The following is a 14,463-nucleotide window of genomic DNA, read 5'->3' on the forward strand; positions in this document are numbered from 1 at the left end:
GAGATGTCGTCCACATCCACGACTTCGCTGGTCGACGTGGAACTGGAATCCGGCAAACCCCCGCGGCTGAGGGCCGAGGTCACCGGCGACGCACCGGCCTGGGCGGCCGAGCACCGGGAGACACTGCGCGCAGTCGTCGCCGAACACGGTTCGGTCCTGGTCCGTGGCCTCGGGCTGCGTGACGCGGCCGAGACCGCAGCCGTCTTCTCAAAGCTGGCCACCGGTCTGATGACCGAGCAGGAGGCCTTCGCGCCCCGGCAGACCTACTCCGACGGGGTGTACTCCTCATCGAAGTGGCCGCCGAACCAGCCAATGTGCATGCACCACGAACTGAGCTACACGCTCGAGTTCCCCGGCCTGATGATGTTCGCCTGTCTCAGCGCGCCCACCGACGGCGGGGCGACCGCGGTGGCCGACTCACCGACCGTGCTCGACGCCCTGCCCACCGAGTTGACCGAACGGTTCGAGCGCGAGGGCTGGCTGCTCACCCGCAGCTACAACGACGAGATCGGCGCGTCCATCGCCGAGGCCTTCGGCACCGAGGACCGGGGCGCCGTCGAGCGCTACTGCCGCGCAAACGCGATCACGTTCGAGTGGCAGCCCGACGGTGGACTACGTACCAGACAGCACCGCAGCGCAGTGGTGCGCCACCCGGTCACCGGCCGACGCTGCTGGTTCAACCAGATCGCGTTCCTCAACGAGTGGACGATGGCCCCCGAGGTGCACGAGTACCTGGTGGACGTCTACGGCGCCGACGGGCTGCCGTTCAACACCCGCTTCGGCAACGGCGACCCGATCGGCGAGGATGTCGTGCAGCTGCTCAACAGCGTCTACGAAGCGAACACCGCACGCGAACCGTGGCAGGCCGGCGACCTGATGCTCGTCGACAACGTCCGCACCGCGCACAGCAGGGAGCCCTTCGAGGGACCGCGTGAGGTGCTCGTCGCCATGGCCGATCCGGTGCGTCTGGACGACTGCTCGCCGACCGTAGAGGTGACCACGCAATGACCACCGTCGATTCCACCGAAAGCGGGCCCGCAACGGTCGCACCGATCACCGCTCCACCGTTCGCGGTGATCTCCGGTGCCCAGGTCCAGCGCACGCTGCACAGATGCGAGAAGCGGATCACGGAGCTGGTCGAGGCCACCTACCGGTTGCACGGCGCCGGTGATTCGGTGAACCCGCCGTCGTACTTCCTTCGTTTCCCCGACCGTCCGTCCTCCCGGATCATCGCGCTGCCCGCCTCGATCGGCGGGAAGGCACGGGTGGACGGCCTGAAGTGGATCTCCAGCTTCCCGGACAACGTGACGGCAGGCATCCCAAGGGCATCGGCGGTGCTGATCCTCAACGACCCCGACACGGGCTACCCGTTCGCCTGTCTGGAGAGTTCGATCATCAGCGCCACCCGGACGGCCGCGTCGGCGGCGTCGGCGGCCGACTGGCTCAGCCGCGACCGGCGGCGACCGACGCGTGTCGGGTTCTTCGGGGTGGGCTTGATCGCCCGCTACATCCACTCCTTCCTGGCCGGCACCGGCTGGTCGTTCGACGAGATCGGCGTACACGACCTGTCCGCCGAGAGCGCGGCAGGCTTCCGGTGCTACCTGGAGCAGTCGGACACCGCCGGCCGGATCACCGTGCACGACAGCGCCGAGCAGTTGATCCGAAACAGCGACCTGGTCGTCTTCGCCACGGTCGCCGGTCAACCGCACGTCAGTGACCTGTCGTGGTTCGCACACAATCCGCTGGTGCTGCATGTCTCGCTGCGCGACCTCGCGCCGGAGATCCTGCTCGCCTCGACCAACATCGTCGATGACGTCGAGCACTGCCTCAAGGCCGACACGTCCCCGCATCTGGCCGAGCAACTCACGGGCAACCGGGACTTCCTTCACGGCACGTTGGACGACGTGATGGCCGGACGGGTAAAGGTGCCGGCGGACCGGCCGGTGGTGTTCTCGCCCTTCGGTCTCGGGGTGCTCGACCTCGCGGTGGGCAAGTACGTGTACACCGAAGTGGCCCGCTCCGGAGAGTTGCACGTCGTCGACGACTTCTTCCACGAAATGAGCCGGTACGGATGAGCCGGCCGAGAGCGCAGGAGGCTCCTTCGAGGCTGAGCCCGGAGGAGAACACCAGTCACGTCGAAGCAGGTCCTGACGCACGGGACAGCGGCCGCTGACCAGGGCCCTGTCCCGCCGGTTGGAGACAGGGTCTCGCCCGCACAGGCGAGGAGCCCGCCCCCAGCGGGACGACTCCGAAAGTGCTCTGCTCCAGACAGAGGAGACCATGGTGCCCGTCATTTCCACTCCCTACGGCTTCAACGAAGAGGATCTCTATGTCGACCTCCGGTCGATCTTCGGACATTCGCTCTTCCTGAAGTGCGAGGGCTTCAACTTCGCCGGCTCGATCAAGCTGAAGGCCGCGACCGCGATGGTGGAAGCTGCTGAGCGGGACGGAATCCTGACACCGGAATCGATCCTGGTCGAGTCCTCGTCCGGAAACCTCGGCGTGGCGCTGAGCGTGATTGCGGCGAGCAAGGGCTACCAGTTCCTGTGTGTGACGGACTCCCGCGGCAATCTGTCGAACAGAATGATGATGGAGGCGTTGGGCAGCAAGGTGCATGTGCTCGCCGAACCGCGAGCGGACTCCGGCTTTCTCGGCGCGCGGCTCGACTACCTCCGCGAGCTGTGCGCCTCCGACGACCGATACGTGTGGCTCAGCCAATACACCAATCCGAGCAACTGGAAGGCGCACTACCGTACGACCGCGCCGGAGGTCGCCCGGCAGTTCCCGCGGCTGGACGTGCTGTTCGTCGGAGCCGGCACCACCGGGACCCTGATGGGCTGTGCGCGCTACTTCCGGGGATGGCACCGGCCGGTGCGGATCATCGCGGTGGACAGCGTCGGCTCGGTGTCCTTCGGCGGTTCGCCGGGCCCCCGGATGATTCCCGGCCTGGGCATGAGCATGCGCCCGCCGCTGCTCGACGAGTCCTATGTCGATGAGGTGATTCTTGTCGAGGAGGCGGACACCATACGTGCCTGCCATCGTCTGGCCAGGCGCGGATTCCTGTTCGGCGGCTCCACCGGCACGGTAGTCAGTGGCGCAACGGACTGGTTGGCACGGCACGACGCGAGCGAACTCACCGCAGTGGCCGTCGGTCCTGACCTCGGTGAGCGCTACCTCGACACCATCTACCAGACCAACTGGCTGCAGGATCTCTACGGTGAGAACGTGCTCGACTCCGACAAGGAGGCCGCCCATTCCTGGGCAGCCGTCCCTCCGTCGACAACACGGTAGAGCCGTCGGCCGGACCCTGCCTGCGGACCGGAAGCCGCAGTGGCAACCCGCACGAGCTCCAGGTTCGTGAGCCCCGGGCTCTCCGTCCGAGGAGCCGGCAGCTCCGACCAGGCCCTTCCCGATGCCCGCCTCGACCGCTCGGGTTCGATCCGGTCGGGCGCGACGCTCGGGATCCCTGTATCGCCAACGCTTTTGAGGAGCGGTGCTGAGCCATTCGTGTTGTGATCGATGACGGAGGAGGCAACGCAGTCGGAACGGGAGGAAATCATGGCTGCGAAACTGCGAGCACGAGACATCATGTCCGCCGGCGTGCAGTGCGTCGGCGCGCACCAGTCGCTGTTCGACGTGGCGAAGATGATGCGCGATCTGAACATCGGTTGCCTACCCATCTGCGGCGACAACAACAGGCTCACAGGCTTGATAACCGACCGTGACATCGTTGTCAACTGCTGCGCCGAGGGCATCGACCCGGCAACCGTGCAGGCCGGATCACTCATGGCCAAGGTGCACTGGATCGATGCCGAAGCGGACGCGGGCGATGTCCTGAGAACCATGGAGGAACACCAGATCAAGCGGTTGCCGGTGATCGACGTCCAGGGCGGCCACCGTCTGATCGGCATGATCACGGAGGCCAATCTTGCGAAGAATCTGAGCGACGAACAGATCGCCGAGTTCGCGAGCCGCGTGTACACGAGCGCCGGGATGTCCGGCCGGTCTGGGGACTGAGGTCCCGCCGAACCCCACAGGCTCCGGCCCGGGGTTTGATCTGTGCTGTCCGAGGGGCGATGGAGCCCGTCATGTCGGTGTGCCGATCGGACTCGTCGGGTGCCTCGCCTTCGTCCCGTGATGAATCAGATCGACCGGGCACCGACCGCCGGGTCCGAGCCGTTTCCGCCCCTCTTCGGCGCGGTCGTACAGAGCGCGCAATGACCGCACGACCACTCATCGCGCAAGCCGGTCGAGCGTCGGTCCCGGCTGCGCCCGTGCGCGTCCTGGACGCGGTCGGGCATGGCACGCCGGGGATGCCATGACGGACGACGTCGGCGCGCGGCCGTTCAGCCGTCGGTCCTCAGGGCCTGGAGCAGCATCGGTAGCGAGGAGTGCAACTCACGCTGCCGGTAAGGCCAGCCGTGGGTCCCCGGTCCGTAGAAGTTGGTGGTCACATGCTTCGCGCCCTCGCGTTCGAGTTCGCCGGCAAGGGCTTGGTTCCCAGCCCACTCTCGGCCAAGCCCGGTTTGGCGAGGAACTCAGTGGTCGAGGCTCGAAGCCCTTCGGGGGTTGACGCGCGGGCAGACACTGCGCCGGGGTTGAAGGTAGTGAGAAGGTCCGGCAGGAGGCATGCGGGCTCATCTGTGGTGGAACGAGGGTGTCTTCGTTCCAGGCACACTCAGCGAGGGTCCACAGTGTGCGTGTGCTCGGGTGTCGGCCACCGATCGCTGAACTGCTTCCTATGACGCTTTTTGAGTTCTTCAACACCACGTGCCGCCAGCTCTGCCAGGAACTGGCGGAACAGGGACGGAAGAACCTCGAAAACCCCCTGGTCATCGACATGGTGGTGCAGCGAAATCCGAGTCCATGACCAAGCAAGGTCGAAAACGTCGTAGCGCACCTCGATCCATTCCCGCCACCCTTCCCCGGCCAACGCCGGCCTGTGACCCTCGGGATCGGTCGGTATGAGACACGCCCAAGAAGTAGCCGGACAGGAAAACTGCGACGTAGCGGACCGCGAGCTTGTCATACCGCGTGGCGGCAGCGCGGTTCCTCCTGAGGCGGTTGATCCCGCACTCGACCGCATGACGCTCGCGGTAGTAGGCCGGTCCGGGCCCGGAACCGTATGCCCGTCGATCAGCTGCCGCCGAGGCCGGACGGGCGGCCGCCCCACCTTCGTGTTCTTCGGCGACAACGACTCCAGCGCCGCCCACTGCTCGTCCGTGAGAACTCCCCACCTCATGACTCGAGATCATCCAGCGCTCAAGATCCACGAAGGAACACGAAGTGTGAGGTCATCGCGGCTCTGGAGCCCTTGCGAGCTTCAGCAGGATCCGCAGACTGGCACGCCTGCTTCGTGACTGTGGCGCGACGCACTGAATCGGGCCATTGCCGTCGCCGTGACTCCGTGCGGCGCGCGCCGTCGCCATGCAACTGCTGCACGGATCGGCCTGGTCTTCAGGTTGGCCGGAAACCCTCGGGGATGCGGCCGAGGGGGCGACCATCCATCGAACGAGGACACCTCAAATGCTCCGCACCGCACGCCCGGCGCGAACTGCAATATTCGTAGAGATGTTCTGCATTTCCCTCGCTGTCACCCGTTACGGCGAGCTGTGAGCCACGTTTTTTAGTGCACCAGTGCCACACCGACGCCCAGACGGAGGAAGCCATGCACCCCAGCCCCGCCCCCACGAACCGGCCTACTGGAATCGAACGGCCCGCCTCGATCACACTCGACATCGGCAGCATCCGTACCTCGGACGGCCCGGGTACGGGGTGGGAAGCATGAGCGAGCCCGATGCCTCAGCCCGCAAGGTGCCAGGACCGCGCGCCACCCCTCCCAGGAACGCCGAAGCGACAACGCCCGGCCGGCCAGAAGGTGCTACCAGCGGCTCCTTCCCCGAGACCGAGACCGAGACCGAGACCGCGTCCGAGACCGCAGCCGACGCCTCCGCCCCGCAGATGCGGTACGTCGACCTGACCGGCAGCCGTGAAGCAGCCGGGCGCTCCATCCGGATGCGCGGCATGGCCCGGCGCCTGCCCCAGTTGGTGCGCCGCTCACTGGCCCTTGCCTGGCAGGTCGACCGGCGGGCCACCATCGGCCTCCTGCTGTGCCAGGCCGTCGCCGGCGTGATGCAGGCCCTTGGCCTGGTCGCCATCGCCGGCACCTTGACGGCGCTGCTGAGCAGCGGAGACGTCTACCACCGGCTTCTGGAGGCGTGGCCGTCCGTGGCCCTGCTGGCGGGTGCCTCGGGTGTGCGTGCCCTTCTGGGAATCACTGTCAGCTGGCTGTCCTCCCGGCTGGGCCCGCTGATGTCGCGCGAGGCCGAGCAGATGCTGCTCACCGGCTGCGCCGGGGTGGAGCTGTGCGCCTACGACGAGCCCGACTTCAACCGCGACCGCGAGGCCGCCGACCGCGGGGCTCAGGTCACCGGGGATCTGATCGACGAGGGCCAGGACCTGATCGCGTCGAGTGCCAGTTTCCTCGCCGGGGCCGTTGTGCTGGCGGGTGTGCACTGGGTCCTCCTCCCGCTCCTGGTGGCGGCCAGTCTTCCGCAGGCCCTGGCCCAGGTCAGTGCCGCCAGGGTGCGGTACCTGGCGAATCTGCGCAGCAATGGCGACAACCGGATGCTGTCGGTGCTGCGGTGGCACATCTTCACAAGGGAGGCGGCCGATCAGATCCGCGCCGGCACCATGGCCGCGTTCCTGTCCGGCCGGTATCGGCAGACGGTTGCCCGGATCAACCGCGAGGACCGGGCCGCGGCCGACACGGGTGCCCGTATGTCTCTGGTCGGTGCGCTGTGCGGAGGCGTGGGGTCCGCGGTGGTGTGGTCGGCGGTCGTGTGGCTGCTGGCCAACGGCCGTATCAGTGTCGGGCACGCTGGGACGGCTGTCTTCGCTCTTCAGACGGTCGGGCAGTCGGTCCGGGGGCTTGTAGCCGTCGGGGCGCGCGCCGTGCGCACGGGCCTGTACATGGATGACTGGAGCGGTTTCCTGGACAAGGCCGGCGGCTTCCGCATGCGTCGGGGCGCGCACCGTCCGGAGGCGCCGGAGAAGGTCGTGATCAATTCGGTTACCCACCGCTACTCGGGCAAGGACGGCAACGCGCTGTCCGACGTGTCACTCACCTTGCGCCGCGGCGAGGTCACCGCCCTGGTCGGTTTCAACGGGTCGGGTAAGTCGACGCTGTCGAAGCTGGTCAGCGGTCTGTACCTGCCCACCGAAGGGCAGGTGCTGTGGGACGGTGTGCCTACCGGCGACGCCGACCCCCAGGCGCTGTGGGAGCAGGTGGCTCTGGTGCCGCAGGACTACGCCCACTGGCCACTGACCGTGCGCGAGAACGTGACCCTGGGGCAGCCAACGGCTCGCGGTGACATGGCAGTGCGTGAGGCGTGCGAGGCATCCGGCGCCGATGAGGTCGTCGACAAGCTCGGTGCCGGGCTGGACACACTCCTTGCCCGTGAATGGCTCAACGGGGAGGAGCTCAGCGGAGGTCAGTGGCAGCGCATCGCCCTGGCAAGGGCGTTCTTCAGGGAGGCCGGGCTGTTGGTTCTTGACGAGCCGACCGCGAACCTCGATCCCCGCGCGGAGTACCGGATCTTCCAGCGACTGCGGGACCTGGCCCGGGACCGGGTGGTGTTGCTGGTGACCCATCGCATCACCAACGTTGCCGTGGCCGACCGGATCGTCGTGCTCGACGAAGGCAGGATTGTTCAGGAGGGCACCTATCAGCAGCTCGCCCAACAGCCCGGCCTGTTCCAGCAGTTGCTGTCCTACCAGATCTCGTCCGAGCCGGACGGCGAGAAGGACGGGACACGCACATGAGCCACCAGTGCCCTTGCGGATATCCGAGCCGACGTGAACTCGCCCACCGGCCCGCGCTTCTTCGACCACTCCATGCTCTCCCGAGGTGATGACGTGCCGCCCACCCGTTCCCACATTCGTGCGACCGCCGAGGCATATCCGGCCCGGTATCCGGGTGAGCGGAGGGCGCCGACCGGGTTGCTGTCCGTCCTGGACAGTGTCGGCAACCCGTGCAGTCGTGCCACGCCGCCCGGCCACGTCACCTGCAGCGCGGTCGTCATCGACCGTGATCGGCGCGTGCTGCACATCGGCCGCAAGGGCATGGGGCTGCTTCTCGTCGGCAGGTCACGGCCTGGAAAGGATCTGGCTCACCGGGAAGTTCCGGCAGCGCATCACGGCCGAGCCGGGCACGTGGACGCAGCGGAGCACGCCGGCTCCGCCCGCGGACACCGACCGAGGCCTGTGGCCGGCGGCCGATCGTCTCCTGGGCGGCCTGGTGCGGGACTTCGGCGCCGAGCACCTGGTGATCGGCGCCCCCCGACTGCGGGTCGTGGCTGCGCGCGGAGCCACTTGGCCACCGGCGCTGGCAGCTCATCACGCACGGTCCGCGTGACATCTGGAGAGAGATCCAGGACCTCGCTGCCGTGTGGCGAGCAGCGTAGACGCGCCGATCGAGGAAGCCGACCTGTGGGCGATCGCTCGTCTGGGCAACTCCTACAATGCCCGTCGGCTCGTTCCCTTTCTCGCGGAGCGCGGTCTGCTCATCGCTGACCAAGTGCGGCACGCCGACCCTCACCGAGCCGGTGTCGCCCGCCTACGCAGACGGATTCCTGCCCATCTGCTCCCCGAGGTCGACGTATGGATCGCAGTGCTGCGCGGCGAGGGCAGGCGGCCATCGCGCCCGTTTCCCTGGAAGACGGTGAACGGCTATCTCGGCTATGCGACGCCCCTGTTGGAATCGTGGGGCCCGTCGGTCACCTCCTTACGCGAGATCTCCACAGCTCATGTCCAAGACGCCGTCGACAACGCTTCCGGTGTTGATGGTGTCTTCACCGCCCTGCGGTCTCTGTTCAAGGCACTCAAGCGGGAGCGGGTCATCTTTCACGATCCTGCCCGCTCAGTCACGTTCACGTTCCGCGTCGCCGTCCGCAGGCCCGTGCCCTCGGACCGGCTCGTCGGGCTCATTGACCGTGTTCCCACCGCGTCAGGCAGCGTCGCCGTCGCGCTCACGGCCATCCATGCTTTGCGGGCGCACACCATCCGCGGGACGCTGCTATCCGATCTGAACCGTTCGAAGGGGACCCTCGGCGTGCGAGGTGCCTCCGGCCGGCAGACCCGGCTCGTCTACCTTGACGACTTCACGCTGTCCCTGATCGCCACGATGCTCAAGGAACGTGCCGCACGCTGGCCGCACTCCACCAACCCACACCTGCTGGTCACGCGAGTGACGGCGCATGATCCTGCGGGTCCTCAAATGAGCCACAAGGCATTCCAGTATTTCTTTCGGTGCCTCGGGATCAACGCGGAGCAGGTGCGCATCGACAGGATCTTGGACGAGGCCCGGGCGACCGCTGACCCAGTTCACCTGATAACGGTGTTCGGGATCACCGAGGACACGGCCATGGACTACATCGCGTCAGCCCACCCCGAGAAGTTTCCCACTGACCCCATCGCGCCGTAGGTCCGCTCCGCCCGACAGCGAGACTCCGAGGTCACGATGGTTCCTGGTTGTCGTCCAGGCCGAGGAAGCCGAGGTCGGCCAGGGCGCCGAGACCGGCGGCGCGCAGATGGGCGAGGATGTGGTCGCGACGGGCGGCCGAAATCCAGATCAGGCGCCCCTTGTCGTCGGTCAAGGCGAGGACGTGCAGGCCGTGGCGGTGGTGTTTGCCGGAGTAGTCGGGACGGTTCGCTGTCCTGGTGCGGCGCTGGGTGGAGATGAGGGTGCCGTCGATCAGGACGACCTCTCCGTCTCGCCGTGCGATCTTCTTCAGTGCGCGGTCCAACCGCACTGGTTGGGCCCGGCGTCCCGGGGTATGTTGATCGCCGCCACAGGATGATCTGACTTGCCGGAGTGAAGGGGGTGTTGTCGATGGCTGCCGTCCTTATGCCCAGCACGCAAACATGCGTGCAGCTAGCCGTCCATTGCACCCTGCTCACCGCTTAGAACGCCGTATCGGCGCATCGGTGGGCACCTCTCTCGGGAGACCATCGTGCCCAGCCACGAAAACCTTGTCCCCTTTGGCGCCACCGAAAAGAAGTCGAAGCGAAGCCAAATTGCCGCCGCTGGTGGTCGAATGCTCGATGCGGCATTCCCCCAGTACGCCGAGCAGAGCCCTCCCACTTCTGAACAGCGCCCTGCCTTCATGCGGCCCTTTCCCGAATGGTTGGTCACTGAGCTAGCCGCCGCGGTCAAGAGCTTGGAGTCATCAAAAGCGGCGAAGAAGCCGACGTCTTCCTCACACTCGTGCGACCCGGCCGGTGAAGCGCATGGTTGAGCAGACAGGGACGGAAGTCCTTTCCTCTGCCGCGGCTTCAACCGTGCGGTCCCTGAGGCGGCTGCGGCCGTATGTGCGGCCATATCGCTGGCGGCTGCGGATGGCAACGGCGTTGGCTGCGCTGGCCTCACTCCTGGCGCTGGTGATGCCTCAGGTACTGAAGTGGATCGTCGACGGACCGGTGTCACAGCGGAAGCCGTCCGAGGTGGTCCTCGGTGGGCTGACGCTCCTGCTCGTGGGAGCCGCCGAGGCGTTGGTCTTCGGCGTCCGGCGCTGGGTGATGGCCGGGCCTCTCGCCGACATTGAAGCGGGGATGCGTGCCGACTTCCACCGCCACGTACAGCGGCTGCCGATCGCGGTTCATGACGGCTGGTCCAGCGGGCAGCTGTTGTCGCGGGGGACATCGGATCCGCAGGTCATCCACATGGTAATCGCCGGGCCGCTGACGTTCCTGCCGGTGCACGCGTCCACGCTCGTCATCGGTGCGGTGATCCTGATCTCCCAGCAGTGGCTGCTCGCCGTCATCCTGCTGTCACCTGTTCCCCTGCTGATCTTCCTGTCCTATCGGTTCGAGTTCAGGTACGCGGGTGCGACCCGCCGGGCGCAGGATCTGTCGGGTGACCTGACGACGACGGTCTTGGAGTCAGTGACAGGTATCCGCGTGATCAAAGGCTTCCGCCGGAGCGACCACCGGATCACCCGGTTCGGTGACCAGGTCAGGCGGGCGCGCGAGGCCGAGTTGCACAAGGCGCGGCTGCTTGGCGGCATCACGGTGCCAATCACCGTGATGCCGGGACTCGCCATGGCAGGCGCGCTGCTGACGGGCGCGGTCCAGGCGGCACACGGGCATCTGTCGGCCGGGACGCTGTTGGCGTTCATGGGAACGGTGGCCGCGCTACGACCGGCGATCGAGCAGACAGGGGTGCTGCTGGCCGTATGTCATGACGGGGCAGCAGCTGTGAACAGGTACTTCGAGGTGCTCGATCAACCGCGCGGTGCCTATCCAAGGCTGGAGGCCAGCATGCCGGACACAGCGGTGGGCGAAGGCGGATCCGGCACGAACCGGGACGCGGGCAGAGCGGCGCTTGCCTGCCATGACGCTCCCTGCTCTCAGCGGCCTGCCGAGCTCGTATTCTCTGGAGTCGGCTTCCGCTACCCAAACGCGCCCGCCGACGATCCGCCAGCACTGCAAGACATCAGTCTGCGTGTCGCACCCGGTGAAACACTGGCCGTGGTTGGGGCTACCGGAAGCGGCAAGTCCACGCTCGCTTCTTTGGTGGCACGGCTGTACGACCCCACCATTGGCCATATCACGCTCGATGGCGTCGACATTTCGGCCATCTCCCATGCCGAAATGAGGTCCACGGTGGCCGTCGCTTTCGACGAACCAGTCCTGTTTTCCGGCACCATCTTGGACAACGTCCTTATGGGTGCGGAAGCCGACCCAGGTGAGCTTGATCGGGCCCTGCGGGCCACCCGGGCCGACAAGTTCGTGGACCGACTTGCCGAAGGTGGTCGAACCCGTGTCGGTGAGAACGGGATGTCGCTGTCTGGCGGTCAGCGACAGCGGATTGCGCTAGCGCGGGTCCTGGTTCGCCGTCCTCGGGTCGCCGTCCTGGATGATCCGCTCTCGGCTTTGGATATCCACACCGAGGCTCAGATCCAAGACGCGCTACGGGAGGTGCTGGCCTCGACGACGGCTGTGGTGATCGCCCATCGGCCGTCGACCGTGCTGATGGCCGATCGGGTCGCGGTGCTGGCCGGCGGCCGGGTGATCGCCGTTGGCACTCACGAGGAGCTGCTGCACACCAGCTCGGCATATAGGGCCTTGATGACACCGATCGAGATGACAGTTGACCCGCGGGAGGGGCCCTGATGCGCCGATCAACACGCACATCGACATCCCAAGCGTCGAGGCCATGGCCCGATGACTCCCTCGCTGACGACGACAATCCGGACGGGCCCACGACAGTCGCCGACACGGCCGCTGCGACCGGCGAGACGGTCGACTTGCTTGAGGCAACGCCACCGAGGGGGGCGGCAGGGCGCCTGCTCCGCTCGGTACTGGGATCGGACATCCGGCGCTTGTGGCTGGCCGTGGTAATCGTCCTGCTCCAGCAGGCGGCCGCGCTGTCCGGGCCGGTGTTCATCGCCATCACCATCAACCGAGCGATCCCGGCGCTGCGCGCCGACGATGCGAAACCCCTCATCGCCATCGCCATCGGCTATGCGTGCTGTGTCACAGCTGCTGGCCTGTTGCAGAACATGTTCATCCGGTTGTCCGTCGGAGTCGGGCAGAGTGTGATCACCGAACTCCGTATGCGTCTATTCACCCACCTTCAGACGCAGAGCGTGGCTTTCCACGACGAGCACGCGTCCGGCACGCTAGCCTCCCGGGCGTCCAGTGACGTCGAGGCTGTCCGCGAGCTCTTCGAGAGCGGGATCGATCAGATCGTCACCGCGGCGGTGTCCCTGGTCTACATCACCTCGGTCTTGCTGGTGCTCGACTGGCAGCTCGGCGCCGCTGCGCTGGCCGCGATGGCACCGATCTACTGGACCATGCGCTCCTTCCGCAGACGCTCGCTCCAGGTGTATCACCGGCGCTCGACAGCGGCTGGCGCGGCGGCCGGCGACATGAGCGAGACCTTCGCCGGCATCCGCACCGTCCAGGCGTTCGGCCGCGAAGGCATCAACGAGCGCCGGTTCGTCCGCCTCAACGGACGGCACCGGAAGGAGAACCGACAGGCCGAACTGGAAATGGCGCGTTACGTGACCTCCTCGCGTCTCGTAGCCAACATCGCCGTGGCGGGGCTGGTGCTGTGGGGCGGATACCGTGTGGCCTCCGGCACGTTGGAGTTGGGCACCTACGCCGGTGTCGTGCTGTACCTGCGGGATCTGTACGACAAACCACTCAGACTCGGCGGCGTCCTCGGCGCCTACCAGGCAGCGGCGGCATCACTGGGCAAGATCGCAGTGCTGCTGGCCATCCAGCCGACCGTCGTCGAACCTGCCCGTCCCGTTTCCCTCCCCGCGCTTTCTGGACACTTCGCCGGACGTCAAGTGCGCTACGAGGACGTCTCCTTCGCCTACCACAGCGGGCATGAGGTGCTGCGCAGCTTCGAACTCGACATCCCAGCCGGCCAGACGGTCGCGCTGATCGGCCCCTCGGGCGGCGGAAAGTCCACGCTGGCCAAGCTGCTGGCACGGTTCCACGATCCAACCGCCGGCCGAGTCTTCCTCGACGGTGTCGATCTGCGATCTCTCGCGACGACCGAGCTGCGCCACGGCGTGGTCATGGTCCCCCAGGAAGGCTTCCTCTTCTCCGGCACCGTTGCCGAGAACATCGCTCTGGCGCGTCCCGACGCCACGCTCGACGAGATCCGACACGCCGCCAAGGCGACCGGGGCCCATCGGTTCATCTCCGCCCTCCAAGACGGCTACCAGACCGAGGTCGGTGACCGCGGTGGCCGCTTCTCGTCGGGCGAGCGGCAGTTGATCGCTTTGGCCCGCGTCTTCCTGGTGAACCCCTCCGTAATCGTGCTGGATGAGGCCACCGCGGTCATCGACATTCCGAGCGAGCGCGCAGTGCAGAACGCGATGCGCACGGTGTTCCGGGGACGGACGGCGCTCGTCATCGCTCACCGGCTGTCGACGATCCAAGTCGCCGACCGTGTAGTGGTGCTGGCCAACGGTCGCGTCATCGAGGACTGCACCCCAGCCGATCTCAATAGCGGGAGAGCATGGCCTGCCGCCACAGGCCCATCGGCCTTGCCTAGACAGCGATGAATGAAGCTGCGCCATCTTGAAGTGGCTGGTCAGGGGTCTGGCATGGAGCTGCGGCGGGGTGCTCGTGCTGGTCGTGGGCGGCAGTCTGGGGTGCAGATCGTCTGGCAGGGGTAGTTTCGTGGATTCTCGTCCGTCGTGACCGGGGTCCATCATGCGCTCCGCGCATGATGGACCCCGAGGTGCTGGAGCGGATCGCCGCGCGGTGGAGCCGGCCGGACTCGAAGAGCAGCTCTCCGAGGTGCGGGCCGAGCGGGACGAGCTCGCCATGGCCGAGCGGGTCGGGCAGTACGCCGGCAAAGCCCACGATCCCGTGGTGCGCGTTCGCCGAAGGTCCGATTTCTCCACCCTGAGGGACTCAACCAGCACGGCGTTGACCGAC

At 66.9% G+C, this 14,463-nt stretch carries 11 protein-coding genes and 1 pseudogene; 10 read left to right on the top strand and 2 right to left on the bottom strand.

Annotated features, from left to right (window positions below):
* The first annotated feature begins 3 nt into the window (after positions 1 to 3).
* From OHA19_RS03475 to OHA19_RS03490, 4 genes are all read left to right on the top strand, one after another.
* Positions 4 to 1,008, top strand: coding sequence for a TauD/TfdA family dioxygenase (locus OHA19_RS03475; protein ID WP_405720094.1), 1,005 nt, complete (start codon positions 4 to 6; stop codon positions 1,006 to 1,008).
* Entirely contained in the window at positions 1,005 to 2,075 is a 1,071-nt protein-coding gene (gene sbnB, locus OHA19_RS03480) for a 2,3-diaminopropionate biosynthesis protein SbnB (RefSeq protein WP_405720092.1), read from the top strand. Before OHA19_RS03475 ends, sbnB begins: the two co-directional genes overlap by 4 nt.
* A gap of 208 nt (positions 2,076 to 2,283) precedes the next feature.
* A complete protein-coding gene (sbnA, locus tag OHA19_RS03485; protein ID WP_405753211.1) occupies positions 2,284 to 3,291 on the top strand; it encodes a 2,3-diaminopropionate biosynthesis protein SbnA in 1,008 nt (335 codons plus the stop codon).
* A 267-nt stretch (positions 3,292 to 3,558) separates the two neighbouring features.
* Positions 3,559 to 4,017 carry a CBS domain-containing protein gene (locus OHA19_RS03490; protein ID WP_405720090.1) on the top strand — a complete coding sequence of 153 codons (459 nt, stop codon included), beginning with the start codon at positions 3,559 to 3,561 and terminating at the stop codon, positions 4,015 to 4,017.
* A gap of 329 nt (positions 4,018 to 4,346) precedes the next feature.
* On the opposite strand, the pseudogene OHA19_RS03495 reads toward OHA19_RS03490, so the two are convergent.
* Positions 4,347 to 4,499, bottom strand: a pseudogene (locus tag OHA19_RS03495) (esterase family protein); the annotation flags it as partial.
* A 242-nt stretch (positions 4,500 to 4,741) separates the two neighbouring features.
* On the opposite strand from OHA19_RS03495, the gene OHA19_RS03500 reads away from it, so the two are divergent.
* The 3 genes from OHA19_RS03500 to OHA19_RS03510 all read left to right on the top strand — a co-directional run bounded on the left by OHA19_RS03500 (position 4,742) and on the right by OHA19_RS03510 (position 9,484).
* The gene (locus tag OHA19_RS03500; protein WP_405720088.1) at positions 4,742 to 4,870 is read left to right on the top strand and encodes a hypothetical protein; all 129 of its coding nucleotides are present in this window, start codon (positions 4,742 to 4,744) and stop codon (positions 4,868 to 4,870) included.
* Between the two features lie 1,091 nt (positions 4,871 to 5,961).
* Entirely contained in the window at positions 5,962 to 7,824 is a 1,863-nt protein-coding gene (locus OHA19_RS03505) for an ABC transporter ATP-binding protein (protein ID WP_405722069.1), read from the top strand.
* 625 nt (positions 7,825 to 8,449) lie between these two features.
* Positions 8,450 to 9,484: a hypothetical protein gene (locus OHA19_RS03510; RefSeq protein WP_405720086.1), complete on the top strand. Its 1,035-nt coding sequence runs from the start codon at positions 8,450 to 8,452 to the stop codon at positions 9,482 to 9,484.
* Between the two features lie 31 nt (positions 9,485 to 9,515).
* Here OHA19_RS03510 and OHA19_RS03515 read toward each other — a convergent pair whose 3' ends face one another.
* On the bottom strand, positions 9,516 to 9,806 hold the full coding sequence (locus OHA19_RS03515) for a transposase family protein (RefSeq protein ID WP_405749354.1): 291 nt from the start codon (positions 9,804 to 9,806) through the stop codon (positions 9,516 to 9,518).
* A gap of 207 nt (positions 9,807 to 10,013) precedes the next feature.
* On the opposite strand from OHA19_RS03515, the gene OHA19_RS03520 reads away from it, so the two are divergent.
* Genes OHA19_RS03520 through OHA19_RS03530 form a run of 3 tightly spaced genes read left to right on the top strand, consistent with a single transcriptional unit; the run spans position 10,014 to position 14,084 of the window.
* Complete coding sequence (locus OHA19_RS03520) at positions 10,014 to 10,298, top strand: hypothetical protein (protein ID WP_405749356.1); 285 nt, start codon at positions 10,014 to 10,016, stop codon at positions 10,296 to 10,298.
* A complete protein-coding gene (locus tag OHA19_RS03525) occupies positions 10,291 to 12,174 on the top strand; it encodes an ABC transporter ATP-binding protein (protein WP_405749358.1) in 1,884 nt (627 codons plus the stop codon). The genes OHA19_RS03520 and OHA19_RS03525 overlap by 8 nt, the downstream gene beginning before the upstream one ends.
* A complete protein-coding gene (locus tag OHA19_RS03530; protein WP_405720078.1) occupies positions 12,174 to 14,084 on the top strand; it encodes an ABC transporter ATP-binding protein in 1,911 nt (636 codons plus the stop codon). Before OHA19_RS03525 ends, OHA19_RS03530 begins: the two co-directional genes overlap by 1 nt.
* Positions 14,085 to 14,463 lie beyond the last annotated feature (379 nt).

The organism is Streptomyces sp. NBC_00012 (genome assembly GCF_045040875.1).
Lineage (GTDB): Bacteria > Actinomycetota > Actinomycetes > Streptomycetales > Streptomycetaceae > Streptomyces.

What these genes read in the sequence shown, in the direction of transcription:
- OHA19_RS03475 (WP_405720094.1), top strand. Translation starts at nt 4, where the DNA reads ATGTCGTCCACATCCACGACTTCGCTGGTCGACGTGGAACTGGAATCC.
- sbnB (WP_405720092.1), top strand. Translation starts at nt 1,005, where the DNA reads ATGACCACCGTCGATTCCACCGAAAGCGGGCCCGCAACGGTCGCACCG.
- OHA19_RS03490 (WP_405720090.1), top strand. Translation starts at nt 3,559, where the DNA reads ATGGCTGCGAAACTGCGAGCACGAGACATCATGTCCGCCGGCGTGCAG.
- OHA19_RS03500 (WP_405720088.1), top strand. Translation starts at nt 4,742, where the DNA reads ATGACGCTTTTTGAGTTCTTCAACACCACGTGCCGCCAGCTCTGCCAG.
- OHA19_RS03505 (WP_405722069.1), top strand. Translation starts at nt 5,962, where the DNA reads ATGCGGTACGTCGACCTGACCGGCAGCCGTGAAGCAGCCGGGCGCTCC.
- OHA19_RS03525 (WP_405749358.1), top strand. Translation starts at nt 10,291, where the DNA reads ATGGTTGAGCAGACAGGGACGGAAGTCCTTTCCTCTGCCGCGGCTTCA.
- OHA19_RS03530 (WP_405720078.1), top strand. Translation starts at nt 12,174, where the DNA reads ATGCGCCGATCAACACGCACATCGACATCCCAAGCGTCGAGGCCATGG.